Here is a 24292-nt window from a genome sequence, read left to right as displayed (position 1 = left end):
AAACAAAATGTTACAAGGAATAACAAGTGAAGCTTTTATATTAGGATGTTCAGCAATAGGTGCTGGTCTAGCAATGATAGCAGGTATAGGACCTGGAATAGGTCAAGGTAATGCAGCAGCTCGTGGATGTGAGGCTGTAGGTAGACAACCAGAAGCAAAAGGTGATATAACTTCCACAATGCTTTTAGGTCAAGCGGTAGCAGAGACAACAGGTATTTACGGATTGGTTATTGCTATAATCTTATTATTCGTTAGACCATTATTAACAGCTTATTTAGAGCTAAAACAATCAGGATTATTATAATATCTGATTTAAAACCCTTAAAGTGGGAATCTAAGGCTAAGGAGGTTAGTTTATGTTCGTAGTTAGAGCCTTGCCAGAACTTTCATCTATGATTTTAGCTTGGGCGGCGTTGTTGTTGCTCTATTTATTTCTTAGACATTTCTTATATAAACCAGTTTCACAATTTCTAAATGATAGAAAGGCAAAGATTCAGTCAGATATTGATGGGGCTAAGACTTTAAAAGAAGAAGCTATTACCTTGAGAGATGACTATGAATCAAGAATTAGTTTGGCTAAGAAGGAAAGTCAAGAAATCATTGAATCAGCTAGAAAGCGTGGAGAGGAATTAAAAGAAGATATCTTAGCAGAAGCTAGGAAAGAAGCTGAAGGTATAGTATCAAGGGCTAGACGAGAAATAATTCGAGAAAGAGAAATGGCTTTTCAAGACATTAAATCCCAAGCTGGCGAAATGGCTATTTTGATTGCTTCTAGAATAATGGAAGAAGAAATAAAAATGGATAAACAAAATGGCCTAATCGATAAATTTATTGATGAGGTAGGTAATTCAAAATGGCAGAGTTAGTTAGTAATAGATATGCTTTAGCCCTTTTTGAAGCTGGATTGGATTTAGAAAAGACAGATGAATTCAATGAAGAATTAGATTTTTTAAATGATGTATTTGAAGGAGAGAATAAGCTGCTTCAAATATTACATCATCCTAAAATTAGCAGGAGTGAAAAAAGAGATTTAATAGATAAAATTTTTAAAAATAGAGTATCACAAGAGATAGTTAATTTTTTATATATTCTCATAGATAAAAGGCGTGAAGGCTTTATTTTAGAGATAATAGACAGGTATAAGGAATTGTTTAATGAGCATGAAAATATAGTTGAAGTTGTTGCTATAACAGCAGTACCTATGGAAGAAAAGGCTAAGACAAAACTTCAGAAAGTTCTATCTAATAAGCTAGAGAAGAAAATTCAGCTTGTTAATAAAGTAGATACTACAATTATTGGCGGGGTACTACTTAAGCTACAAAACAAGCAATTAGATGGTACAGTAAAGGGTCAGCTAGAATCCATAGGCAAGGCCATTAATGGTGCAACTAATTAGGTAGGAGTGAGGTGAGGAAATGGAGTTAAGACCAGAAGAAATAAGTTCCATTATAAAGGAACAGATTAAAAGATATGAAAAAACTTTAGATTTGGTAGATGTAGGTACTGTTATTCAAGTAGGAGATGGTATCGCTAGAATACATGGTCTAGAAGGATGTATGGCTGGAGAACTTATAGAATTTCCAGGAGAAGTATTTGGTATGGCTATGAACTTGGAGGAAGACAATGTTGGTTGTGTTCTTTTAGGCTCCGATGATAATATAAAAGAAGGGGATACAGTAAAGAGAACTGGTAGAATTATAGAAGTTCCAGTAGGGGATGCTATGATAGGCAGAGTTGTTAATGCTCTTGGTCAACCAATTGATGGTAAGGGAGCTATAAACACTACTAAATTTAGCCCTATTGAAAAGATTGCTCCAGGAGTTATCACAAGGAAGAGTGTTAATCAACCTCTACAAACTGGTATCAAAGCAATCGACTCCATGATCCCAATTGGTAGAGGCCAAAGGGAGCTTATAATCGGAGATAGACAAACAGGAAAAACTGCTATTGCAATTGATACAATAATCAATCAAAAAGGTCAAGATGTAATTTGTATATATGTAGCAATAGGTCAAAAAAGATCTACTGTAGCTCAAATAGTTAGTACCTTGGAAAAAAGAGGAGCTATGGATTATACAATAGTAGTTTCTGCTACGGCTAGTGAATTAGCACCATTACAATATATTGCTCCCTATGCAGGTGTAACCATAGGTGAGGAGTTTATGGCTAATGGCAAAGATGTTTTAATAGTATATGATGATTTATCTAAACATGCTATTGCATATAGAGCAATGTCTTTATTATTAAGACGTCCACCAGGAAGAGAAGCTTTTCCAGGAGATGTATTCTATCTTCACTCAAGACTTCTTGAAAGAGCAGCAAAATTAGATGAGAAATTTGGTGGCGGTTCTATTACTGCATTACCTATTATAGAAACCTTAGCGGGAGATATATCTGCATATATTCCAACTAATGTTATATCCATTACTGATGGACAGATTTTCCTAGAAACTGATCTTTTCTTTGCAGGTCAAAGACCAGCTATAAATTCAGGGCTTTCAGTTTCCAGAGTTGGAGGTTCTGCCCAAATTAAGGCTATGAAAAAGGTTGCAGGAAGAATTAAATTAGAATTGGCTCAATATCGTGAGTTAGCTGCCTTTGCTCAATTTGGTTCCGAGTTAGATAAGGAAACAAAATCAATACTTGATCAAGGTGCTAGGATGCTTGAAATACTAAAGCAGCCTCAATACAGTCCAGTACCTGTTGAGCATCAGGTAATTATACTTTATGCTGCACTTAATAAACATCTTTCGGATATAGCTGTTAATAAGATATCTACTTTTGAAAGAGAATTTTTGAAATTTGTGGATAATAATTATCCTGATATAATAGAAAGCATAAAGACAACAAAAGATTTGACAGATGAAAATGCAGAAAGAATAGTAGTAGCTATAAATGAATTTAAAAAGAGCTTTCAATAATTGTCAATTGCGAAGTGACCTTTGGGTATAATTAGTCAATTGATATAAGGTGGTGTAAATCTTGGCTGAAACAACAAGAGATATTAAAAGACGTATAAGAGGAATTAGCAATACAAGACAGATTACAAAGGCTATGGAATTAGTTTCATCGGCAAAATTGAAACGTGCCAGAGAAAGATTGGAAAAGTCTAGACCCTATTATAATACTGTTCTTAGTAATATCCAAGATATTTTAGCTACTACAGGAAATATGAAACATCCTTTATTAGATAGTAGAGAAGTTAAAACTTCCTTATATATTATTGTGTCCGCTGATAGGGGACTTGCAGGAGGATATAATGCAGGTGTAATTAGACTAGCGGAAGGTAAAATAAAGGAAGAAAATAAAGATGCTAAAATTATTACTGTAGGAACTAAGGCTAGGGATTATTTCAAAAAGAGAGACTATGATGTAATAGGTGAATTTGTTGGGATAGTTGAGGAGCCAACATTCTCTGATGCTAGAAAGATTGGTAATATGGCATTGGATTTATATAAAGATAAGGTCGTTGATGAAATAAAAATAGTATATACTAAGTTCTTGGGTACTATTTCTCAAGAGCCTGGTATTTTAACATTGCTTCCATCTGGGGAAGTTCACAAGGAATCAGAGAAGAGAAAGACCGTTACAGAGTTTGAGCCTTCTACTGAAGAAGTTCTTGATTTTTTGATTCCGAAATATATACAAAGTACTATCTATGGAGCCCTAATAGAATCTTCTTCTAGTGAACAGGCAGCTAGAAGGGTAGCCATGGAGGCTGCTACGGATAATGCTGAGGAAATGATTGATGAACTTAACATCAGCTATAATAGGGCAAGACAAGCGGCAATTACTATGGAAATAACTGAGATTGTCTCAGGTGCCGATGCTCTAAAGTAAGTATGAAAGGAGAGGGCAAATGGAAAAGACAAAAGGAAAAATTGTTCAAGTTATAGGCCCTGTAGTTGATATTCGATTTAGTGAAGATAGTCTACCAGAGCTACTAAATGCTATTGAGATAGATATGAATGGAAAAAAACTAATTGTAGAAGTAGCTCAACACATTGGAGATGACACTGTAAGATGTGTTGCTATGGATTCAACAGATGGACTTGTAAGAGGAATGGAGGCTACAAATACTGGAAAGTCTATTGCTGTTCCTGTAGGTAAGGAAACCTTAGGAAGACTTTTCAATGTATTAGGTGAGGCTATTGATGGTAAAGGAGAAGTTAAGGCAAAACAAACTGCACCTATCCATAGAGCAGCTCCATCCTTTGAAGAACAAGAAACTTCTAAAGAAATATTTGAAACAGGGATTAAGGTAGTAGACCTTATTGCACCGTATTCTAAAGGTGGTAAGGTAGGATTATTTGGTGGTGCTGGAGTAGGTAAAACAGTACTTATACAAGAGTTAATAAATAATATTGCTACACAACATGGTGGGTTATCTGTTTTTACTGGTGTAGGTGAGAGAACTAGAGAGGGTAATGACTTATACTATGAGATGATTGAATCTGGAGTTATAGATAAAACTGCATTAGTATTTGGTCAGATGAATGAGCCACCAGGAGCCAGAATGAGGGTTGCTTTAACTGGACTTACTATGGCAGAGTATTTTAGAGATCAGGAAGGGCAAGACGTTTTATTATTTATAGATAATATATTTAGATTTACACAAGCAGGTTCAGAAGTATCAGCCTTGTTAGGTAGGATGCCATCGGCAGTTGGATATCAACCAACTTTGGCTACTGAGATGGGTGCTTTACAAGAGAGGATTACTTCAACTAAGAAGGGTTCCATAACATCTGTTCAAGCAGTATATGTACCAGCAGATGACTTAACTGACCCAGCTCCTGCAACTACTTTTGCTCACTTAGATGCTACTACAGTATTATCACGTCAAATCTCAGAGCTTGGTATTTATCCAGCAGTTGATCCATTGGATTCGACTTCTAGAATTTTAGATCCTGAGGTAGTAGGTAAGGAACATTATGAAGTAGCAAGACAAGTACAAGAGATTCTTCAAAGATATAAGGATCTTCAAGATATAATAGCTATTTTAGGGATAGATGAACTTTCAGATGATGATAAGTTAATAGTTGCACGAGCTAGAAAAATTCAGAGATTCTTATCTCAACCATTTACTGTAGCAGAACAATTTACTGGAATGAAAGGTAAATATGTACCTATTAAAGAAACAGTAAGAGGATTCAAAGAAATCCTAGAAGGAAAACATGATGATCTCCCAGAATCCGCTTTCTTATTTGTAGGTACTATTGATGAAGCAGTAGAAAAAGCTAAGAAGATGGAGGGTTAATTATGTTTTATTTGGATATAGTAACCCCCGATAAACCATTTTTTTCTGATGAAGTGGAAATGGTCATAGTTAGAGGAATAGAAGGTGATATGGCTATTCTAGAAGGAAGAGCACCTATTACAACACCTCTGAAGATAGGAAAGGTAAGAATATTCCAAAATGGTGAGGAAAAAATAGCTGCTGTAGTAGATGGCTATATTTCCGTTGTAGATAATAAAACTACTATAGTTACTGAAGCTGCTGAATGGCCTCATGAAATAGATGTAGAGAGAGCAGAGGCGGCAAAGGAAAGAGCAGAAAATTTATTAAAGAGCGAAAAAGACAATATAGATATAGAACGGGCTGAATTAGCACTTAGACGTGCTATAAATAGATTAGAGGTTTCAAATTTAAAAAAATTTGATGAATAAATAGGTATAAAAAGTACCCAACTATGGTAATACTTTTATCATAGGAAGAGGGTACTTTCTTTATTTAAATGTTTTGTCCCCCTTTACATTTTTAAGAAAGTACCTTTCCTTAAATTTCAAGGAGGGGTATAATGAAAAAGTTTATTTTATTTGCAATTATATTATCTTTATTAGTACCAACACTTACAATGGCAGGAAAGAAACATAGTGAGAAGGATGTTTTGGAAGGTATATTAAAAGAGTTTAATGGAGAATTTCTTGAAGGAGATCTTAATATGGGAGGAGTGCTTCTTGATGAGTTTATATCTAAAGAGGAAATAGAATCCTTAGTAGAAAGAGTTAAGATTTCTTTAGGAATTGTTGGAGAAGAAGTAGATATTAATAAATTTACAGAAAATGAAGGGAAATATTATTATAGTGAAACAATTTATGAAGAAGGATTTAATCATATGTCTGTCTATGGATATGATATACATAGAAATCCAATAACTATTGGAATATCATCTTATTTAGACTCTGAATTAACAAATGGAGAAACTACTCTCTTTATTAACTTAATAAAAGATAAGCAAAATTTTAGTATTAATGGTATAATAGAAAAGATAGAAGGTATATTTAAAGATTATGGGAAATCTTTGGAAATCACTACTTGTATTATTGGAACAATTGAGGGACAATTAGAAAAAATGGATTTAAATAAAGCAGTAGCTAAAGCAATGAGAAAATTTAAAGGAAAAGTTGTAGAAGAATATACAGATGAATCCATATTTAGTTATACAGCTTACACACCTCTTATAGAAAGTTTCATATTTTCTGGTGAAAAAAAGATTAACTTAAATCTAGCAATAAGGTATAATGAATATGAAGACAAGAACTACATTTGGATAGGAACACCTATTATTACCACTGGATATTAAAATTAGGAGGAGATTTGCTTGGAGAAAATAATGGTGGAAAAAAGCCCTCCACTGAGAGGAAGAGTGCGAATATCTGGTGCTAAGAATTCAGCCCTTCCAATATTGGCAGCATCTTTACTTGGGACAGAAGATATAATATTAGAAGATGTACCAAATTTAAAAGATGTAGAAGTAATATGTGAGGTACTTACATCTCTAGGGGCTAAAGTTGAGCATTTGGATAAGGGTATTATAAAGATTAATTCAGCTAATATTGATAATTATGAAACTAAATATGAGCTAATGAGTAAAATGAGAGCATCATTTTTGGTCATGGGACCATTGTTGACAAGATTAGGCAGGACTAAAAATTCTTTACCAGGTGGCTGTGCCATAGGTACTAGACCTATAGATTTACATCTAAAGGGATTTAAGGCTTTAGGAGCTACTATAGATGTAGACCATGGAAATATTTCTGCATATGCAGATAAATTAATAGGAGATAAAATTTACTTAGATTTTCCTTCTGTTGGAGCAACAGAAAATATAATGATGGCTGCAGTATTGGCAGAAGGTGAAACTATATTGGATAATGCAGCTATGGAACCAGAAATAGTTGACTTAGCTAGCTTTTTAAATAAGTTAGGGGCAGATATTAAAGGTGCTGGAACATCTACCATTAGGATTAAAGGAGTAGAAAAATTAGGTGGTGGAGTTCATTCAATTATTCCTGATAGGATTGAGGCAGGTACTTTTATGGTAGCAGCTGCTATAACTAAAGGAGATATAATAGTAGAAAATGTTATAACATCTCATATAAAGCCTGTAATAGCAAAGCTTAAAGAAGCAGGATGTACTGTAATTGAAAATGACGATTCAGTTAGAGTAATAGGTACTAACAATCTAAGGGCTATAGATGTTAAAACTATGCCATATCCAGGATTTCCTACAGATATGCAAGCACAGTTTATGGCACTTATGAGTCTTTGTAAAGGAACTTCTGTATGTATAGAGACAGTTTTTGAAAATAGATTTATGCATGTAGATGAGTTAAAGAGAATGGGTGCAGATATAAAGATAGATGGCAGGTCAGCTATTATACAAGGAGTAGATAACTTAACATCAGCTCCAGTAAAGGCCTCGGATTTAAGAGCAGGAGCGGCTTTAGTATTAGCAGGATTAGTATCTGAAGGAATTACTGAAATTGACAATATCTATCATATAGATAGGGGATATGACAGCATAGAAGAGAAGTTTACTAAATTAGGAGCAATAATATATAGAAAAACAATTAATAATTAACAATTAATAGTGAAAAGTGAATAATTAAGGCGGGGAAAGCTCGTTGGATAATGAATAACTAATGGTAGGAAAAGGATTTTTCTTTTCAACCATTAGTTATTTTTTTATGTTTTAAACTATTAATCACTCATTTTTCCATTATAATATTAAAATCTTATAGGCATATTGCTTGTAAGATTTGAATATTATATTACATACTAAAGGTAAAGAGGGGGAAAAGATGAAGAAATTAGGAGTTTATATTTGTACAGTACTAACAATAACCATACTATTACCTACGGTTATTGTAAAGACTTTTAAATTTGTACCTAAGGGAAATACCGCAAAAGGGGAGTCCTTAGAGTTAGAGGAACCAGTAGTTATAGAAGAAGAGATACCAGTAAAGACTAATAAGCTATATGAAACAATAAAGATTTATGATGGAAAGAAAGAAATTGTAAATGAGATTAATATAGAGGACTATGTAAAAGGTGTAGTAGCAGCAGAAATGCCTGCAGAATTTCATATGGAAGCATTAAAGGCTCAAGCTGTAGCTGCTAGAACATATGCAATTAGTAGAAGTATAAAATATAAAGATGGGCATCCCAATCATAAACTTGCTCCTCTTTGTGATGGTATCCATTGTCAAGCATATTTATCACTTCCTAAGCTTAAAGAAATTCATGGAGATAGCTGGATTGAGAAATATTGGCCTAAAATTGAGGAAGCTGTAAATTCCACTAGAAATTTGGGGATTTTTTATAATGGAGAAATAATAGAACCCCTATATCACTCTACATCTGGAGGTAGGACAGAAGATGTACAAGATGTATTTGCTGTAGAAATGCCTTATCTAAAATCTGTAACCAGTCCCTATGAAGAAGAAGCACCAAAGTTTAAAAGTACTATTACCTTAACAACAGAAGAATTTATTGGAAAAATAAAACATAAGTATCCAGATGTTAATTTAACCAAAGAGAATCTTCATGAAAAGATTAAGCTTATAGAAAAAACATTAACTGGTAGGGTGAAGAAAGTTGCTATAGATAAAATTATAATAGATGGTAGAGAACTGAGAGAATTATTTAGCTTGAATTCAACTAATTTCACCATATCTTTAGATAAGAGGTTAAATATTATAGAAATAGAAACCTATGGCTCTGGTCATGGTGTAGGTATGAGTCAGTGGGGAGCCAATGGTATGGCCAAACATGGCAGTATATTTGAAGAAATACTTAAACATTATTATACGGGAGTGGAGATAAAAGAATTAACATTTGACAATTAAAAATTTTATTTTTTGTATCTTTTTTTGTATGTATTTTTCTCATCTGGAAATACTAGGTAATGGAGGTGGAGATATGAAAAATAAATTAATAAAATTAATGGAAAAAGAAGGATTTATCTTATTCTTATTTGTATGTGTATGTGTAATTGCTGGAGGAACCTTATTTCTATCTATGCGAAATATTAATGCAAATAAGGATGTAGGGAATAGGGATTTTGTTATTGTGGAAGAAGATGAAAAAAAAGAAGTAGAAAAATCAAAGGATTACGATGAGAATCTCTATACCATTAATGTATCTAATTCAGATGTAGATGCTCCTGTAGATGTTTCAAATTTGGAAGATGTTAAAGAAGCTGACTCATTAGAAGAAGATCATGCTAAAGAGGAAAATGAAGATGATTATGCTAAGGTGGAAGTTGAAGATTTAGAATTTGAAGAAGATGAATATGAAGAAAAGGTAAAAGACTCAGATTTAGTTCAGGAAACTACAAAGATTTCTCTTCCTGTAGATGGACCTATACTTACAGAATATACTTCGGATTCTCTGATTTATTCAGAAACTCTAGAAGCTTGGGTAGGACATGAAGGCATAGATATTGAGGCTCCAGAAGGCACTGTAGTTAAAGCAGCAGCAGACGGAGTTATTAAGGAGGTATATGAGGATGAATTATGGGGGATAGTAATATTAATAGACCATGGTGGAGATTTACAAACTAGATATTCAAACCTTGCAACTAAAGATATGGTAAAGGTTAATCTTAAGGTTAAAAAAGGTGACAGTATATCTAAAGTAGGTAATACAGCAAAAATTGAAATGATGATGAAACCACATCTTCATTTTGAAGTTATAAAAAATGGAAAATTAGTAAATCCACGTTCTATTAACAATTAAAAAAGCATAAGTATTTAGTGAATACCCAAAAAGTCAGGGGGTTGATTAGGTGAAAGATTATATAGAAGAACGAACAATAGAAGTTGCAAAATACATAATTGCGAATAAAAGTACTGTTCGAGATACAGCTAAAGTTTTTGGGTGCAGTAAATCAACGATTCATAAAGATTTAACAGAGAGATTGCCAAAGATAAATCCAAATTTAGCCCATATGGTAAAAGAACTTTTAGACCTTAACAAGGCAGAAAGGCATATAAGAGGCGGTAGAGCAACTAAACTAAAGTATAGTGCATCTAATGAGTAAAAGGTCCCATAATAGGGACTTTTTAAATTTTGTAAAATTTTGAAGAAATTTACAAAAAAAGAAGGAATTTTGAAACTTATGTAGAATACTATATATGATAAGTATAATTGGGGGGAATTGACTTGGGATTCAGAACTGATATAGGTATAGATTTGGGTACGGCAAGTGTTTTAGTATATGTTAAGGGAAAAGGAATAGTTTTAAAAGAGCCATCTGTTGTGGCAATTGACCAGAACACTAATAGATTTTTGGCTGTTGGCGAGGAAGCAAGGAAGATGTTAGGTAGAACCCCTGGGAATATTATAGCTATTAGACCTATGAAGGATGGTGTAATATCTGATTATGATATAACAGAAAGGATGTTAAAATATTTTATAAAGAAAGCAGTAGGAAAATACTTACTTAAACCTAGGGTAATAGTATGCGTACCAAGTGGTATAACTGAAGTGGAAAAAAGAGCGGTTATAGATGCAAGCAATCAAGCTGGAGCAATAAAGACATATGTAATTGAAGAACCTATAGCTGCTGCTATTGGAGCAGGAATAGACATTACTGAGCCAAATGGCAATATGATAGTAGATATTGGGGGAGGAACTACAGATGTGGCTGTTATTTCATTAGGAGGCATAGTAGTTAGCCGTTCTATAAAGATAGCAGGAGATGAATGTGATGAGGCTATATCTCGATATATTAAGAAAAAATATAATATGATGATTGGAGAAAGATCTGCTGAGGAATTAAAGCTTAGCATTGGTTCGGCATATAAAAGGGAAAATGAGGAATTTAATGAAGTAAGGGGAAGAAATTTACTTACAGGTTTACCTATAACTGTAAATATATCCTCTAATGATATGCTTGAAGCTTTAAAGGAGCCAATACAGGAAATCATAGATACGGTTCATATAGTTCTTGAAAGAACTCCACCAGAGTTAGCTGCTGATATTAGCAATAAGGGAATATTGATGACTGGTGGAGGAGCTTTACTATATGGCATGGACAAGCTGCTTACAGAAAAAACAGGAATTCCTGTAAGTATAGCTAATGAGCCAATTTCTTGTGTTGCTAGGGGAACTGGTAAAGCTTTATCATGGGTAAAATATCTTGATAATAATATAGTAGAAGATAATACTGCAAAAAAATATAGGGGCTAAAGTTTTAATAAAATTAGCCGATAGTATATGAGATATTGATATTTAGGATGTGATAAAAGATGAATAGGGGTCTATATATTGGTGCTACTTCTTTAGTGGCTAATCAAAAAAAGTTAGATGTTCTTTCAAATAATTTAGCAAATATAAATACTTCAGGCTTTAAAAAGGATATATCATTGACAGAGTCTTTTCCAGAGAAACTATTGGCTAGAACTAGTAGAACTCCTGAGTTGAGAAATATACCTAGAGAAAATAATATTACTTATGAAAATAATGGAGAGATACATAGTGCACGAACTGAAGAAGGGTATTTTGTTGTAAATACACCTAGAGGGAAGTCTTATGTTAAAGAAATAAAATTTGTAGTAGATAATGAAGGTTATTTGAAAACATCTTATAAGAATTTAGAAGACCAGCATAAAACTGATTATGAAAACTATATTATTGATAATAATGGAAATAGGATACAGCAGGGCGGGGATATGGAAGCCCTTCTACAAGGTATAGTTTATACTCCTCCTTCCTATGTTATAGGGACAATGAGTGGTGGAGTCAGATTTCAAAAGTTAGTTACAGATTTTACAAATGGAGGTCTTATGGATACTGGTGGCAAGCTAGATTTTGGTATAAAAGGCAGTGGTTTCTTTAAACTTCAAGGAGAGAATGGAGAAACTCTTTATACTAGAAATGGTTTATTTGCCATAACAGAAGGATATTTAACAGATTTAGACGGAAGAAGGGTATTGGGGCGAAATGGTCAGATTCCATTAAATGGTAGAGATGTAGATGTTTTAGCTAGTGGACAAGTTCTTGTAGATGGAGCTTTAGTCGATACCTTAGATATAGTAAATATCAATAATAAGGAATTCCTTAGAAAAAGAGGAGATAATCTTTTCTATATGGCAGAAAATGTTAATGCTGAGGAAGCACAGTTTAATGGAGAGGTATTACAAGGATATTTAGAGAGTTCAAATATGAACCCTATATCTGGTATGGTTGAGATGATAAACTTACTAAGGGAATTTGAGGCAAATCAAAAGGTAGTTAGGATGCAAGATGAAATGCTAGAAAAGGCAGCTAATGAAATAGGAAGAGTATAGGAGGTAGAAGATGAGATCGTTATGGACTGCAGCAACAGGAATGAAAGCACAGCAATTTAATATAGACACTATATCTAATAACTTAGCCAATGTAAATACTACTAGCTATAAGGTTCAAAGGGCAGAGTTTAAAGATTTATTCTATGCAAATATAAAAAGAGCCAATATAAATGATGATCAAGGAAGACCAGTTAATTTAGAAGTAGGTCATGGTGTCATGCCAATAGCTACTAAGAGAGATTTTAGGACAAGTAGTTTTATTGAAACTCAAGGGGCTTTTGATTTTGCCATAAATGGAGAAGGTTTTTTTGCAGTAGAATTACCAAATGGAGATATAAGATATACTAGAGATGGAAGTTTCAAATTAAGTATAGATGGAGATGAAGCTACCTTAGTTACTTCAGATGGATATTTTGTACTTAGTGAAGATGATGATTTAATTACAATAGAAGATGGAGTTAAGGATATTACCGTTGATGAGTTAGGATATATTTATGGAAAAGATGAAGATGATGAAACTGTAGAAATTGGCAGACTGAAACTGGTAAACTTTATGAACCCAGAAGGACTTCAATCAGAAGGACAAAATCTATATAGAGGAACAGCTGCTTCAGGTGAGGAAACACCATTAGAAGCAGAGGAAATGAATACTAGAGTGGTACAAGGATATTTAGAAGCTTCAAATGTTCAAGTAGTTGATGAAATGGTAAAGATGATTACGGCACAAAGGGCTTATGAAATCAATTCAAAGACCATAACTACTTCAGATGAAATGCTACAGATGGCAAATAATTTGAAGAGATAAGAGGTGAGTTAAGTGGAAATATCACCAATTAATAATATTATAAATATAGATAAAGAGCCAACATTAATTCAAAAAAAGATGGAGAATTTAAAAGAAACGGAAGACAATAAGAAACTAATGGAAACTTGTCGTGAGTTTGAAAGTGTATTTCTCTATATGATGTTGAAAGAGATGAAAAAGACTATCCCAGATGAGGACGGTTTAGTGGAAAAGTCTCAAGGAACCCGTATATTTGAAGAAATGCAGTTAGAAGAATTATCGAAGGAAATGACAAAAGGAGATAATAGTCTAGGTTTAGCAAAAATACTTTATAACCAATTTAAAAATAACTATGTAAAACTATAAGAATTAAAGACTTAGGCATATGCCTAAGTCTTTAACTTTTATTTACCTACTTTAACATTTGGTTTTTCAAATAGTGGAGAAATAGTATAAGTTAAATCTGAGCCATTTACTACAAATTCTATAATGGATAAATCATAGATATCTTCTGGTTTAGTTAATGTTTTAGTATTTAATTCAATATACCTTATACCATCTTTTAAATTTGAAGTGTTGGAGTTACCTCCATGTACAACAAATATATTTTTGCCCTTTTCTCTAGCTTCCACTAAATATTTATGAAGGAGTTCAGCTTCTAAAGTATCTTTAAATCCATTTGCACCAAATATAGGTGTAGAGAAGAAAAGCACAATATTATTTTCTGTTGCTCCATTCAAATCATTTTTTAAATTAGTCCATTGAGCTACGTTTGTTTCTCTAATGCCATTTTTCTGGGTATTTATATTTATAAAAACAACATCTTTGTGTTTATTTTTCTTATATGCTCCAGAGGCATCAATTCTTGAATAATTATTTAGACCATTTGCAAATTCATTAGATATGCCATTTAGAGAAATAGCTATCTTATGATTATTTACTCTAGCTTTAACTTTAGAGCTGGCATCATATTTTACTAATGCATCTAATCCTTTTGGCTCTGCTAAAACTGCAAAGGAGAACCCATCTTTATTTATAGGGGATTTTATATTTTTACTATCCTTCAAAGAGCTTGGAGTAGGTAGTACCACATTACTCAATGTAGGAGGATAAAAAGCTGTTAATCCATCAAACAATAATTCACCAGATTGTTTCTTTAAACTATCTGTTTCTACAGGATAAATTTTTTCTAATACAATAGGATAGGAAACATTTGTTGGAATATTGGTATTTACAAATTGCCATCCAGTCCAGTCAATTGTTTTTGCAAAGTCTATTGTATGGGAATTACCTTTACTATCCTTGATAACTCCTCTTAACCAACTGCCGCTATTATCTCCATTTACCCATAGACCTAATTTTTTTGGTAGACCTGCTATAGGTAATCCATCTTTCCCATCTTTCATTAGATTTAGATAGGCCGCTCGAGTATTTTCTCCCTGGGAGAAATCATATTTTAATGCTAAGGAGGATTGTCCTTCCTTTGCATCTTGGCTAAGGCTTATTTCACCTAAAACAGTTTCAGGTTGTGAAGTAAATTTAAAATTGGAGATGGATTCAAACCCTTCTATTAACTTACCATTACTGCCTACAGATACCAAAATGTTTTCTATACCTTCATCTAGCTTAGCAGTAAGCACACCTGCTACAGAGGTATCACCACTGTAGAATATACCTTTATCTACATGACCAATATTATTTATGGTTGTGAAGACAATGTCTTCTGGGTATATTTTAGCTTGATATCCATTTTCATCTTTACCATAGAATGTAGGTAAGGTTTTTTCACTATTTATGTCTATATTGAAATTAGATAAATTACTAGTTAAATCCTTTACATTTCCTAGTACATTAATATCTATAGAGTTAGTTATATTACCGTAATTAGCAATAATCTTTGCTTTGCCTTGAGATAGAGCTTTGAATGTATTGCCAGATATATTTCCATCTACACCTTCATGAGTAAATATAAGTTGAGACTCATCAATAGCTATAGGATTATGATTTTTATCATATCCTTTTACTGAAAACTTTCGTGTTGTATTTATAAACATATTTGTATCATCTGTTATTATCTTAATATAGGAGAGTTCTTCTACTGGAGCATTGGAAAAGACTCCTACTCCATTTACAACAAGTCTTTCTGAGCCTTCAGAAGGCTTATTTACTATAGTTGCTTTTTGTGCATCAATTGGTTTTATAGCCATGGCAGTTGATCCGCCGCCATCTAAATTTAATCCATTATATGCTCCTAGATCTCTAAGAATTGCACCGAACATTTCTTGGCTAACTCCTTTAAAGGAAGAGTCTCTGCCATCTATAGTCACTAAAATTACTTCTGTACCGTCTTTGTTGATTCCGATTCCAGTTCTAGGATGATTTCCTGGAGAAGAAATATCTGGCTTATTTAGTTCTCCATTTTTTAAGATATAACTTCCTCCACCTATGGAAAATTTAATATTATTAATATCAGGGGTGGTGGATATATTAATCTCTACAGTATCCCCTACAGAAAACTTTAGAAGCTCTTCTGATTTTTGTCCTCTTCCAATTAATACATAACCATTTTCAGGGATACTTACTGCTTCTTGACCAACTCTTACATCTGTTACTACATCATTATCTATAACAACTTCTACTAAATCATTGTGAAATCTAGTTCCTATGGATTTAGAACCCCAGTGTTTATTTAAAAGGGTTACCACATCAAAATATGTGGATACGTTATTTACAGCATTTATATTTATTTTACCGCCTGTTGTAACATTGTTAGCTTCCATTGTCCTTTTAAAATAGTCGATTTTAGCATTATTCAAAAAATCAACAAAAAAACCAGGAAGTGCTGGTGTTGCATCATCTCTACGGTCAGTCAATAACTCACCATTATCTATTAATGCACCTAAAGTTGAAGGTAATGGGCTATAGTTGAAAAAGTCACCATTTATTCCAGCAACAGCATTATGTTTTTCTACCATAGAACTAACCTTATCCCTATTTGGTAAACCGTTTGGATTTACTAAACCCTTTAATTCTGTATAGGGGTTTAATAGATTAATCCTAAGAACATTTATATTCCACCATCCAGATGTAGTAAATTTCATTATCTTTTCATGGACTACGCCTGCAGAAATATTATTTTTTTCAATATTTTGATATATAGTATAGGGCATATTTACAGTAATTTTATTGGCTAAAACTGGTGCAGTAGATGTAAAAACAGTTGTAGCAGCTAATAAAGACACAAAGACCTTTTTAAAACTTTTTCTCATAATCTCACCTCTTAATATTTTATGTAAGCCATATTGCTTGTCCCTTTCATTATATAGTTTAAATATATCAATTTGGTTACAAACATATTACAATCAGTTAACAATTATAATCACTGATAATTGAAAATCAATTAAGATTAAAGAAATTATATAATATTATTGTGGAATTAATATGAAAACAAAAAATAAAAAAGGAATCAAACTTTCGTTTAATTCCTTTTGTCGATGGTCGGGGTGAACCGTGCCACGTTGCTGTCTAAATTTCTTATTCTTGTTACTGTCTATCGGATTATTGAAAATCTCCATATCATACTTATCTTCATAGATGACAACTCTATAAACAAACATATTGATAACCTTTTTTTGTTGGGCAGCAGGCATAGATCTGAAATTTTTAAAGGCGTACATAAAAGTAGATATTTCTTCTCTTGTATAATCTACTTTATTGAGTTTTAATTCTGTTTTAATAATTAAATTTTCCAGTTCTTTTTTCTCTTGTTCTAATCCATCAAGTCTTTCTTTTAAACTAGCATTTTTATACCCAGACATTAATAATTCTATTACCTTATCTATGGAATTATTTATCTCTGACAGTTTATCCTGATATGATTTTAATAAATTAGGAACACCTTCTTTTTTCTTATTTGCATAAGCATATATTTTATCTATAGATTTTTCTATCATTTCATCACAAAATACATATTTCCAAAGATGATCCAGTACCATGGCTTCAATATCATCTTTTCTAATTCCTTTAAGATCGCATTGCTTAGTTCTTTTTTTATTATTGCAGACATAGTAATAATATCTGGTTTTGGTAGAACTATCAGAAGTACCATGTCCAGTCATGGCAGCACCGCATTTTCCACAAAATATTTTTCCAGATAGGAGGTAATCTACTTTGGCTGTATTTTGTCCGCCAATTTTCTTATTACCATTCATTCTTTCCTGCACTTTTAACCACTCCTCTTTTTTTATAATTTGAGGGCATCCATTCTCAATTCTTATAATTTCGTTATTAGGTTTCTTTTTATGATTATTATATTTACCATTGAGTCCTTTTACCCTACGGTTATATACATAAGTACCTGTATATTTTTCTTGTCTTAATATTTCATATAGACTATTTTTGCCAAAAGGTTTATTTGCTTTAGTCTTAAATCCATTACTATTTAACTCATTTATTATATCTCCATAGCTATAACCATTAGAATACATTGTATATATTATTTTTACGGCTATTGCTTCATGTTCATTTATAATAAGGGTTTTATCTTGACCTACATCATATCCTAGAGGAGGATTACCTCCAGTATGCTTTGCTTGTAGAGCAGTTTCTCTCATTCCTTTTTTAACTTCTCTGGCAAGATTTGCACTGTAATACTCTGCCATTCCTTCGAGTACAGATTCTAATATAATAGATTCTGGGCTATCATCAAGATTTTCTAAAATAGATATAACCTTGACTCCATTTAACTTTAATTGTCTTTTATAAAATGCACTATCATACCTATTTCTTGCGAATCTATCAAGCTTATGTACTATTACTGCATTAAACAGACCTTCTTTACTGTCATCTATCATTCTCAAAAAATCTTTTCTATCATCAGTTGTAGCTGATTGAGCTTCATCTTTATAAATATCAATGATATTGTACTTCTCTCTTTTAGCCCATTCTTTTATTGCTCTTATTTGAGCTGTAATAGATTCTTCTCTTTGATTATCACTTGAATATCTAGCATAAATAACTGCACTTTCCATAAAATCACCTCTTTAGTATTTTTGTGATTAATGGTATAATTAAGCTGAAAAGTATTGTATAGCTTAGGGTTATATCATTAACCTCGGCTTGTCCCCCATAGTGTTGGTAGCACTATGGGGGATATTTAATTTTAATATTTTGTAATAATAATACAATAATTGCATATAATATAGTGTACTATAGGTTTTGACATTTTATATAATAAATGTTATACTATAGATACAGTAAAGTTAACTCGTGATGGATAAGGCTGGGTTCCCGAATGGGAGTAGGTGATGAACCGAGAATTCCTTTGCCCCTGGGGTTAACTTTTTTCATTTATTCTATTTTTAAGATGCTGAATAATGTTTTCAGGGTCTTTTTTTATTTCTGAATATATTAATTCAGAGAAGTTTTTATCAGTTATTAGATTTTTAAAACTCCAAGGTATCCATATAATCCCAAATTCTTTTCTCATAGTCTAAGGGGATTCCCGTAACTTTACAGTATATTTCAATAAGGTTTTCGTCAAACTTCATAAATGATTGAAATTCAGCCAAGAAGTTTTGAGATAGATATTTATTATTGAGTAAGATAACTATAGAGACAACCATAGCCCATACATTATTAAAGGTCGTTGTAATTTCCTTCTCTGAAAACAAAGTATTTTCGTAAAGTAAGTTTGCCTTTTTGTTGAGGGAAGATTTCCTATAAGCTAAAAAGTTTAAGTTATGTGCAATTTTATTCCTAAACTTTCTAACTACTTTAAGTGAACTAAGCATTATGTTGACTTTATCCTGAAATTCTAATGTATCTGTATTTAAAATGCTTAGAAAGGTAAATAGATATTCTTTCTCTTCTCGCTTTAAAAAATAAAATAGATCCGTTGTATCTGAAAAACTTATATTTCGGAAGAGTATCCAAGGTGGGATATGGTCTTTAGTATTCCTATAATATTGAGTAGGTGTATCTTCACATTCCTTACAGATCCCTTTTAATTTATCTAAGAGTTTTCTTAGCTTTGTTTTTTGGTCACTATTTTTACCTTTTTTATAATATTTTATATCTAAATATTCATCTTGATGCTCTGTAAAACGTTCTGCAATTATATGAGATAGTAAGGTTTTAAAAGAATTCTCTACATAAGTGGCATATTTAAAAAGCACACCTTGAATATTTTTATTGAATATATGTGTAGAAGTTAGGTGTTCAATAGTAGTACCCTCTATATATTCAGCATCTATCATATAAATAGATTGATATCCATTAACAAGATCGTAGTAAGATATAGAAGATAGAGCTTCTCTTGCAAATTCATAATTATCTATTATTAGATTGTAATCATTTTTTAATTTTTCAATTTGTTCATCAAATGTCAAAAAAGGCTTGTCCATTTAAGATTCTCCTAATCAATTATTTTAAACAACCAAAAGCCCCTGTTACAAAATAATGTAACAGGGGCTTTCTGAGCCGTCCATTTAAGTATCGGCTAGTTAACTTAGTTACATTATATCATAAATAATAACGGTAATCAATAAGCAATAACGATAATAGATATATAACTTACTGGAATATATATAAAGTATTATAAAATTTCAACTTTGTCACCAACTTTTATTACTTTGTCATTAGGTAATTCTTTATTAGAGATACTGTTCTTATCCACATTTATTGTTTTGATAGATTTAGAAGTAACGTCAAATTGAGATAATGGACTTATAAGAGCATTTTTAGTAGTCACTTGTATTTTTTTACACAAAGAAAACTTATCGTAAGCCGTTACTATTGTTAATACGGCTTTTATAGAGTCTAGAGTCCCAAGAGATTTATTTGTTTCTGGATCTATTACTTCTGGTCCTTTAGATATAATTCTAACTTCATCATCCTCATTTGCTCCGGATTCCCTTCCATAATTAACTAATATTGAATGTTCATCCAATATTTCTACTACTCGATAATAAATTTTAGACATTCTTATTTCCTCCTTATAATCTAATTTATTTATAAATATGTAATTATCTTTTCTGCCAACATATCAGCTTCATTTTCAAAATAAGTATGTTGCATATCTAAACCTACTATGTATCCAATTTTAGGCAAATCATATGTAATATGTTTAATCTCATGGACAAAAGTCCTACATTGAGTTTTATAGTTAACATTTCCATTAAGTATTAAGTGATAATTTCCTCGCCTGCTAACATATACAAAACCTAGTATACTAGCTGGAATATTAAATGCTATTGAAGTTCTAACATTATATGCGTTCATGATTTCATGGAATGATATAGTTTCGTCTAATAATGATTTAAGTAAGCTTTTATCTAGTATATCTATGTTCATCTATATTTCCCCCTTTAAACCCTAATATGCTATTAATTCTCTCTATCTTCTTCATCCTCAATAGCTTTTATAATTCTTATAATTTGTTGTATTCCCTTTGGGGTTAATTCTTTAGTTTGTTTAAATAATACTTGCAAATCTTCTCTTTCTTTTAATTCATTCCAGAAGTCTAGTAGTTCTGGGTCATTTTCTACAGCATTAGATATTTCCTCAGATGGATTTTTTATATCTGTTCTACCTAGAAGATAGTCAACTGAAACATTGAAAAAATTCGCAATGTTTTCTAACATATCAGAATCTGGCTTTCTTTGTCCAGTCTCATACATAGCTATGGTACTAGGAGAGATATTTAATTTTTTAGCTAATTCTCTTTGTGTTATCTCTCTTTCTTGTCTTAAATGTTTTAAAATTTCTTTCAATATTCTCACCCCTTGTAATAGTTTATATATAAAATATATCACCACATGTGAGCAAACTCAAGAGTTAAAAGCAATAATCACGTAAAGAGAGAAAGATACAAAAAGTGCTTGACATACTCACGTAACGTGATATAATAAAAATACAAGGTGCTTCACAATGGGTGAGAAAATGGAGGTGAAGGTTTGAAAACTTTAGGAGAATATAGAAAAGACAAAAATATGACTCAGATAGAGCTTCATAAAGCGACAGGAATACCATTGAGTTCTATAGCCATGTATGAGACAGGGGAGAGGACTCCAAGTCTAGCAAGGGCAAGAAAAATTGCAAAGTTTTTTAATGTATCGACGGATGAAATTTTTTTTGGATTGCAAGTTCACAATAAGAGAGCAAACGAAAAATAAATAAGTAAAATCAAATGAGAGGAGGTGAGAGGGGTGGAAAAGCTAGAAACCATAGAAATTGATATTCCCAACAAGGTATATAAAATAAATGGAACGCCATTCTCAGATAAATGTCATGAGTTAGTAATTGTTTTTAAGAATGGCGTATGGGAAATCAATTATAAAAATAAGTTTTATCCCGATGGAAGAGCTTTAAGGAATTAGCTTAGAAATGAAGTCTACAACTTCAATAAGACCATTTTTAAAACGATTTTCCATGTAGACAATGGCAGAATCTTCTAAATCAAAATCAGCACCAATATAAAGACGAATATATTTTGTTCTACCGAGTTCCAACAATGTATCAGAAACATCTGTGCAGTTCCATGAAGATATATTTTTATCCTCAGTATAAAAATTTTTTTCGAATCTTTTAGCTTGAAGTTTTAAATAGCCAGATTTTCTTCTTTCTAAATATTGCTTATATATGCAACATAAAAGTTTATCGGCATCTCTGGTTAGATTTACCATATAATTTCTCCTTTCTTTAGTACTTAGCTTGGCAGAGCCTGTACTTATATTATAGGAGAATATTGGGGGAAAGACAATGAAGTATCAAATAGGAGGAGGTGAGGAGGGATGACTAATGATATGGTGTTTTGGGCTACTGTAGTAGTATATACGACTATTATATCTTTAGCAGTAGTCCTAAATAAAAGATTGGATGCAATTGAAAGGATGTTAAGGGAGTACTTCTATAAAATTGATTACCATAACCTTGATTTGATCCTTAAATATGGAAAAGGAAGTGATGAAAATCCACCAAGTGGCGGTAAAAATAACATTTAAAATTCTATAGCTTGCCTTCTCAGGGTCGAACTTTAAGTAATCTAAAATATTTCTCGGTAAAAACAATAGAAGATTTATCCAATAGAATGGACTGAATGTCTCTAATATGCGACTACGAAACACACCAATAGACGCTTGAAACATTCCGATTATTCCATGCTGTATATCAGCTCTTCTAGCAAACATATTGTCAATAACAGAAACAGTATCTTTATATATATGCATGTTAGTAATTTGTTGGACATACGGACGTCTAGAATCTTTGAGATTGGCTAGTTTGAAAAGTTTTTTAATAGATTCTTCGTGTGTTAATAAAGATTCATTCGGTTTAGAAACCCAATGTTCGTATCTTTTAAAGTAAAACTTAGTTTTTAAATAAGCATTAATGTTAAAAAGTAGCTTATAGAAGAAAGTAAAAATTAGAATGTAGTACCATTTCAATGAAGTCACCCCCTTTACTAGATTTTACCATATAGGGGTGTTTGGGACAATCTTAATAAGTAAAAACGAAATATCAAATGATAGGGGGAATCAAAATGCAAATAGAAGTGTTAAGTGTAACAATATGCAGACATACAGGAAAAGAATTGAAGAGAGAAATTAAAGAAGTAAGGGAAGTAGATGAAGATGAATTTTATAGACCATTAGTAGAAGTTTTTGGAGATGCATTTCTAGAGCATTGTAAAAATTCAAAGGAGGCATAAAAAATGGAAAGAAAATCATTAGATACAACAGAAATATTATCAATAGATTTTAATAAATATGAAGTATTAATGCTAGATAAAGTGTTTGTTTCACTTAAAAATGCAAAGGTAGCTGTTGTAGAAGATATGATGAATATAATTTTAGAGGTATTTGTTGAAAACAGTTGTATCGTTCGCAGCTTTTACAACAAAGGAAACAAGCTAAGGATCGAGGAACTTGATGATAATTATTTAGTAATTTCGAAAATGGAGGTCTAAGTAATGAATATCAAATATTTAAAGTATTATATGCAAAAATGTATAAACAATGGTGTTAAACCAAGCTGGCAAGGTTTAAGGTTTTGGTATGAAACTACAAATATAAGTTTTTAGTGATAGGAGGGACAGGCTTGAAAATAATATTTGATAAAAAGCTTTTTAAAAGACATGCACCTAAAAAGATACAGAAGGTACTAAGTCATCATGTAGATTTGATAGATGGAAAAGAAGTTAGTTTTGAAGGAGAAGAAGGCTTTGGAACTGTTGAGTATGAGCATGAGAAGTATGGATTTATTTTATATCCAATTTATCCTGATTGGTGTAGGGAGGAGGTGTAACAGTGGAACACACAGGAATAGTTAGAAGAGTAGATGAATTAGGTAGAGTTGTAATTCCTAAAGAGATTAGAAGAACTCTAAGAATTAGAGAAGGAGATCCATTAGAAATTTCAGTAGATTCAAAGAATGTAACTATAAGCATAAAAAAATATCATCCTGAAAAGGTATTTGATTTTGAGGATGAAGAATTAGAGGAAATTATAGCAGCACTTAAAGAAAGGATAAAAGATAGAGACATTATTATAAGACAACACGATTTAACTGAATCATCACAGATAACTGAAGATGAAATTTTAAAATACAAGCAATCAAGATACTTATGTAGAACAATAATCAATAAAATTAATGAAATAGTTGAAAGGGGAGTAAACAATGTGGATTAGAAGCCAAAGTAGAAAAGAACTAATAGATGTAACTTCACTTGAGGTAGTAGGTAATACAATTATGTGCAGAAATTGGACCTTAGGAAAATATGAAACAGAAGAAAGAGCTATGGAAGTTTTAGATGAAATACAAGAACAGCTGACTCAATGTGTAGGAGTATCAAATATGAGGGAGATAGCAAATTATGAGATGGAAAGCTTTCAAAGCTATTCTGTGTTTCAAATGCCAGAAAAATAAGGAGGT

31 protein-coding genes are annotated in these 24292 nt (G+C 32.0%); 24 read left to right on the top strand and 7 right to left on the bottom strand.

All coding sequences use genetic code 11. From position 1 onward, the window contains the following. Positions 1-7: 7 nt before the first annotated feature. The 16 genes from atpE to BUB33_RS08975 all read left to right on the top strand — a co-directional run bounded on the left by atpE (position 8) and on the right by BUB33_RS08975 (position 13729). Complete coding sequence (atpE, locus tag BUB33_RS09050) at positions 8-304, top strand: ATP synthase F0 subunit C (RefSeq protein WP_072975692.1); 297 nt, start codon at positions 8-10, stop codon at positions 302-304. A gap of 52 nt (positions 305-356) precedes the next feature. Further along, positions 357-866: a F0F1 ATP synthase subunit B gene (gene atpF, locus BUB33_RS09045; protein ID WP_072975690.1), complete on the top strand. Its 510-nt coding sequence runs from the start codon at positions 357-359 to the stop codon at positions 864-866. After that, complete coding sequence (locus tag BUB33_RS09040; protein WP_072975688.1) at positions 854-1396, top strand: F0F1 ATP synthase subunit delta; 543 nt, start codon at positions 854-856, stop codon at positions 1394-1396. The genes atpF and BUB33_RS09040 overlap by 13 nt, the downstream gene beginning before the upstream one ends. A 19-nt stretch (positions 1397-1415) precedes the next feature. Further along, the gene (gene atpA, locus BUB33_RS09035; RefSeq protein WP_072975686.1) at positions 1416-2921 is read left to right on the top strand and encodes a F0F1 ATP synthase subunit alpha; all 1506 of its coding nucleotides are present in this window, start codon (positions 1416-1418) and stop codon (positions 2919-2921) included. 61 nt (positions 2922-2982) lie between these two features. After that, positions 2983-3840, top strand: a complete 858-nt coding sequence (gene atpG / locus BUB33_RS09030) for an ATP synthase F1 subunit gamma (protein WP_072975684.1) — start codon at positions 2983-2985, stop codon at positions 3838-3840. A 19-nt stretch (positions 3841-3859) separates the two neighbouring features. Continuing rightward, on the top strand, positions 3860-5257 hold the full coding sequence (gene atpD, locus BUB33_RS09025; RefSeq protein WP_072975681.1) for a F0F1 ATP synthase subunit beta: 1398 nt from the start codon (positions 3860-3862) through the stop codon (positions 5255-5257). A gap of 2 nt (positions 5258-5259) precedes the next feature. Continuing rightward, complete coding sequence (locus tag BUB33_RS09020) at positions 5260-5667, top strand: F0F1 ATP synthase subunit epsilon (RefSeq protein WP_072975679.1); 408 nt, start codon at positions 5260-5262, stop codon at positions 5665-5667. Positions 5668-5798: 131 nt separating this feature from the next. Continuing rightward, positions 5799-6584 carry a YwmB family TATA-box binding protein gene (locus tag BUB33_RS09015; protein ID WP_072975677.1) on the top strand — a complete coding sequence of 262 codons (786 nt, stop codon included), beginning with the start codon at positions 5799-5801 and terminating at the stop codon, positions 6582-6584. A gap of 18 nt (positions 6585-6602) precedes the next feature. Further along, positions 6603-7865, top strand: coding sequence for a UDP-N-acetylglucosamine 1-carboxyvinyltransferase (gene murA / locus BUB33_RS09010; RefSeq protein ID WP_072975674.1), 1263 nt, complete (start codon positions 6603-6605; stop codon positions 7863-7865). Between the two features lie 220 nt (positions 7866-8085). Then, complete coding sequence (gene spoIID, locus BUB33_RS09005) at positions 8086-9132, top strand: stage II sporulation protein D (RefSeq protein WP_072975672.1); 1047 nt, start codon at positions 8086-8088, stop codon at positions 9130-9132. Positions 9133-9205: 73 nt separating this feature from the next. Next, complete coding sequence (locus BUB33_RS09000) at positions 9206-10024, top strand: M23 family metallopeptidase (RefSeq protein WP_072975670.1); 819 nt, start codon at positions 9206-9208, stop codon at positions 10022-10024. Between the two features lie 49 nt (positions 10025-10073). Next, positions 10074-10328: a sporulation transcriptional regulator SpoIIID gene (gene spoIIID, locus BUB33_RS08995; protein WP_072975668.1), complete on the top strand. Its 255-nt coding sequence runs from the start codon at positions 10074-10076 to the stop codon at positions 10326-10328. Positions 10329-10450: 122 nt separating this feature from the next. Continuing rightward, positions 10451-11479, top strand: coding sequence for a rod shape-determining protein (gene mreB / locus BUB33_RS08990; RefSeq protein WP_072975666.1), 1029 nt, complete (start codon positions 10451-10453; stop codon positions 11477-11479). A gap of 59 nt (positions 11480-11538) precedes the next feature. Next, complete coding sequence (locus tag BUB33_RS08985; RefSeq protein WP_072975664.1) at positions 11539-12579, top strand: flagellar hook-basal body protein; 1041 nt, start codon at positions 11539-11541, stop codon at positions 12577-12579. 10 nt (positions 12580-12589) lie between these two features. Continuing rightward, positions 12590-13384: a flagellar basal-body rod protein FlgG gene (gene flgG / locus BUB33_RS08980; RefSeq protein WP_072975662.1), complete on the top strand. Its 795-nt coding sequence runs from the start codon at positions 12590-12592 to the stop codon at positions 13382-13384. Positions 13385-13396: 12 nt separating this feature from the next. Beyond that, a complete protein-coding gene (locus BUB33_RS08975; RefSeq protein WP_072975660.1) occupies positions 13397-13729 on the top strand; it encodes a rod-binding protein in 333 nt (110 codons plus the stop codon). 38 nt (positions 13730-13767) lie between these two features. On the opposite strand, the gene BUB33_RS08970 is transcribed toward BUB33_RS08975, so the two are convergent. The 6 genes from BUB33_RS08970 to BUB33_RS08945 all read right to left on the bottom strand — a co-directional run bounded on the left by BUB33_RS08970 (position 13768) and on the right by BUB33_RS08945 (position 21135). Next, positions 13768-16632 (bottom strand): phosphodiester glycosidase family protein, encoded by a 2865-nt coding sequence (locus tag BUB33_RS08970; protein WP_072975658.1) that lies wholly within the window; start codon positions 16630-16632, stop codon positions 13768-13770. A 156-nt stretch (positions 16633-16788) separates the two neighbouring features. Continuing rightward, positions 16789-18393 carry a recombinase family protein gene (locus tag BUB33_RS08965; RefSeq protein WP_072975656.1) on the bottom strand — a complete coding sequence of 535 codons (1605 nt, stop codon included), beginning with the start codon at positions 18391-18393 and terminating at the stop codon, positions 16789-16791. A gap of 414 nt (positions 18394-18807) precedes the next feature. After that, the gene (locus BUB33_RS08960) at positions 18808-19767 is read right to left on the bottom strand and encodes an Abi family protein (RefSeq protein WP_072975654.1); all 960 of its coding nucleotides are present in this window, start codon (positions 19765-19767) and stop codon (positions 18808-18810) included. 191 nt (positions 19768-19958) lie between these two features. After that, positions 19959-20345 carry a hypothetical protein gene (locus BUB33_RS08955; RefSeq protein WP_072975652.1) on the bottom strand — a complete coding sequence of 129 codons (387 nt, stop codon included), beginning with the start codon at positions 20343-20345 and terminating at the stop codon, positions 19959-19961. A 29-nt stretch (positions 20346-20374) separates the two neighbouring features. After that, on the bottom strand, positions 20375-20716 hold the full coding sequence (locus BUB33_RS08950; protein WP_072975650.1) for a hypothetical protein: 342 nt from the start codon (positions 20714-20716) through the stop codon (positions 20375-20377). A gap of 32 nt (positions 20717-20748) precedes the next feature. Then, complete coding sequence (locus tag BUB33_RS08945; RefSeq protein WP_200778172.1) at positions 20749-21135, bottom strand: helix-turn-helix domain-containing protein; 387 nt, start codon at positions 21133-21135, stop codon at positions 20749-20751. Between the two features lie 183 nt (positions 21136-21318). Between BUB33_RS08945 and BUB33_RS08940 the strand changes: the two genes are divergently transcribed. Both BUB33_RS08940 and BUB33_RS16060 read left to right on the top strand, forming a co-directional pair. Next, positions 21319-21537 carry a helix-turn-helix transcriptional regulator gene (locus BUB33_RS08940; RefSeq protein ID WP_072975648.1) on the top strand — a complete coding sequence of 73 codons (219 nt, stop codon included), beginning with the start codon at positions 21319-21321 and terminating at the stop codon, positions 21535-21537. 33 nt (positions 21538-21570) lie between these two features. Further along, positions 21571-21741: a hypothetical protein gene (locus BUB33_RS16060; protein WP_159429182.1), complete on the top strand. Its 171-nt coding sequence runs from the start codon at positions 21571-21573 to the stop codon at positions 21739-21741. Here the strand turns inward: BUB33_RS16060 and BUB33_RS08935 are convergent. Then, positions 21730-22047 (bottom strand): hypothetical protein, encoded by a 318-nt coding sequence (locus BUB33_RS08935; protein ID WP_072975646.1) that lies wholly within the window; start codon positions 22045-22047, stop codon positions 21730-21732. The two genes, BUB33_RS16060 and BUB33_RS08935, sit on opposite strands and share 12 nt — an antisense overlap. Positions 22048-22155: 108 nt before the next feature. Here BUB33_RS08935 and BUB33_RS15825 point away from each other — a divergent pair, with 108 nt between their 5' ends. From BUB33_RS15825 to BUB33_RS08910, 6 genes are all read left to right on the top strand, one after another. After that, a complete protein-coding gene (locus BUB33_RS15825; protein WP_143154893.1) occupies positions 22156-22365 on the top strand; it encodes a hypothetical protein in 210 nt (69 codons plus the stop codon). A 536-nt stretch (positions 22366-22901) separates the two neighbouring features. Beyond that, positions 22902-23069 carry a hypothetical protein gene (locus BUB33_RS16350; protein WP_172463203.1) on the top strand — a complete coding sequence of 56 codons (168 nt, stop codon included), beginning with the start codon at positions 22902-22904 and terminating at the stop codon, positions 23067-23069. Positions 23070-23072: 3 nt separating this feature from the next. Next, a complete protein-coding gene (locus BUB33_RS08925; RefSeq protein ID WP_072975642.1) occupies positions 23073-23327 on the top strand; it encodes a hypothetical protein in 255 nt (84 codons plus the stop codon). Between the two features lie 131 nt (positions 23328-23458). Continuing rightward, a complete protein-coding gene (locus tag BUB33_RS08920) occupies positions 23459-23665 on the top strand; it encodes a hypothetical protein (protein WP_072975640.1) in 207 nt (68 codons plus the stop codon). Positions 23666-23667: 2 nt separating this feature from the next. Beyond that, on the top strand, positions 23668-24048 hold the full coding sequence (locus BUB33_RS16840; protein ID WP_072975638.1) for an AbrB/MazE/SpoVT family DNA-binding domain-containing protein: 381 nt from the start codon (positions 23668-23670) through the stop codon (positions 24046-24048). Beyond that, a complete protein-coding gene (locus tag BUB33_RS08910) occupies positions 24038-24286 on the top strand; it encodes a hypothetical protein (protein WP_072975635.1) in 249 nt (82 codons plus the stop codon). The genes BUB33_RS16840 and BUB33_RS08910 overlap by 11 nt, the downstream gene beginning before the upstream one ends. Positions 24287-24292 lie beyond the last annotated feature (6 nt).

This window comes from Tissierella praeacuta DSM 18095 (genome assembly GCF_900128955.1).
Lineage (GTDB): Bacteria > Bacillota > Clostridia > Tissierellales > Tissierellaceae > Tissierella > Tissierella praeacuta.
This window is presented reverse-complemented; position numbering and strand designations above follow the sequence as displayed.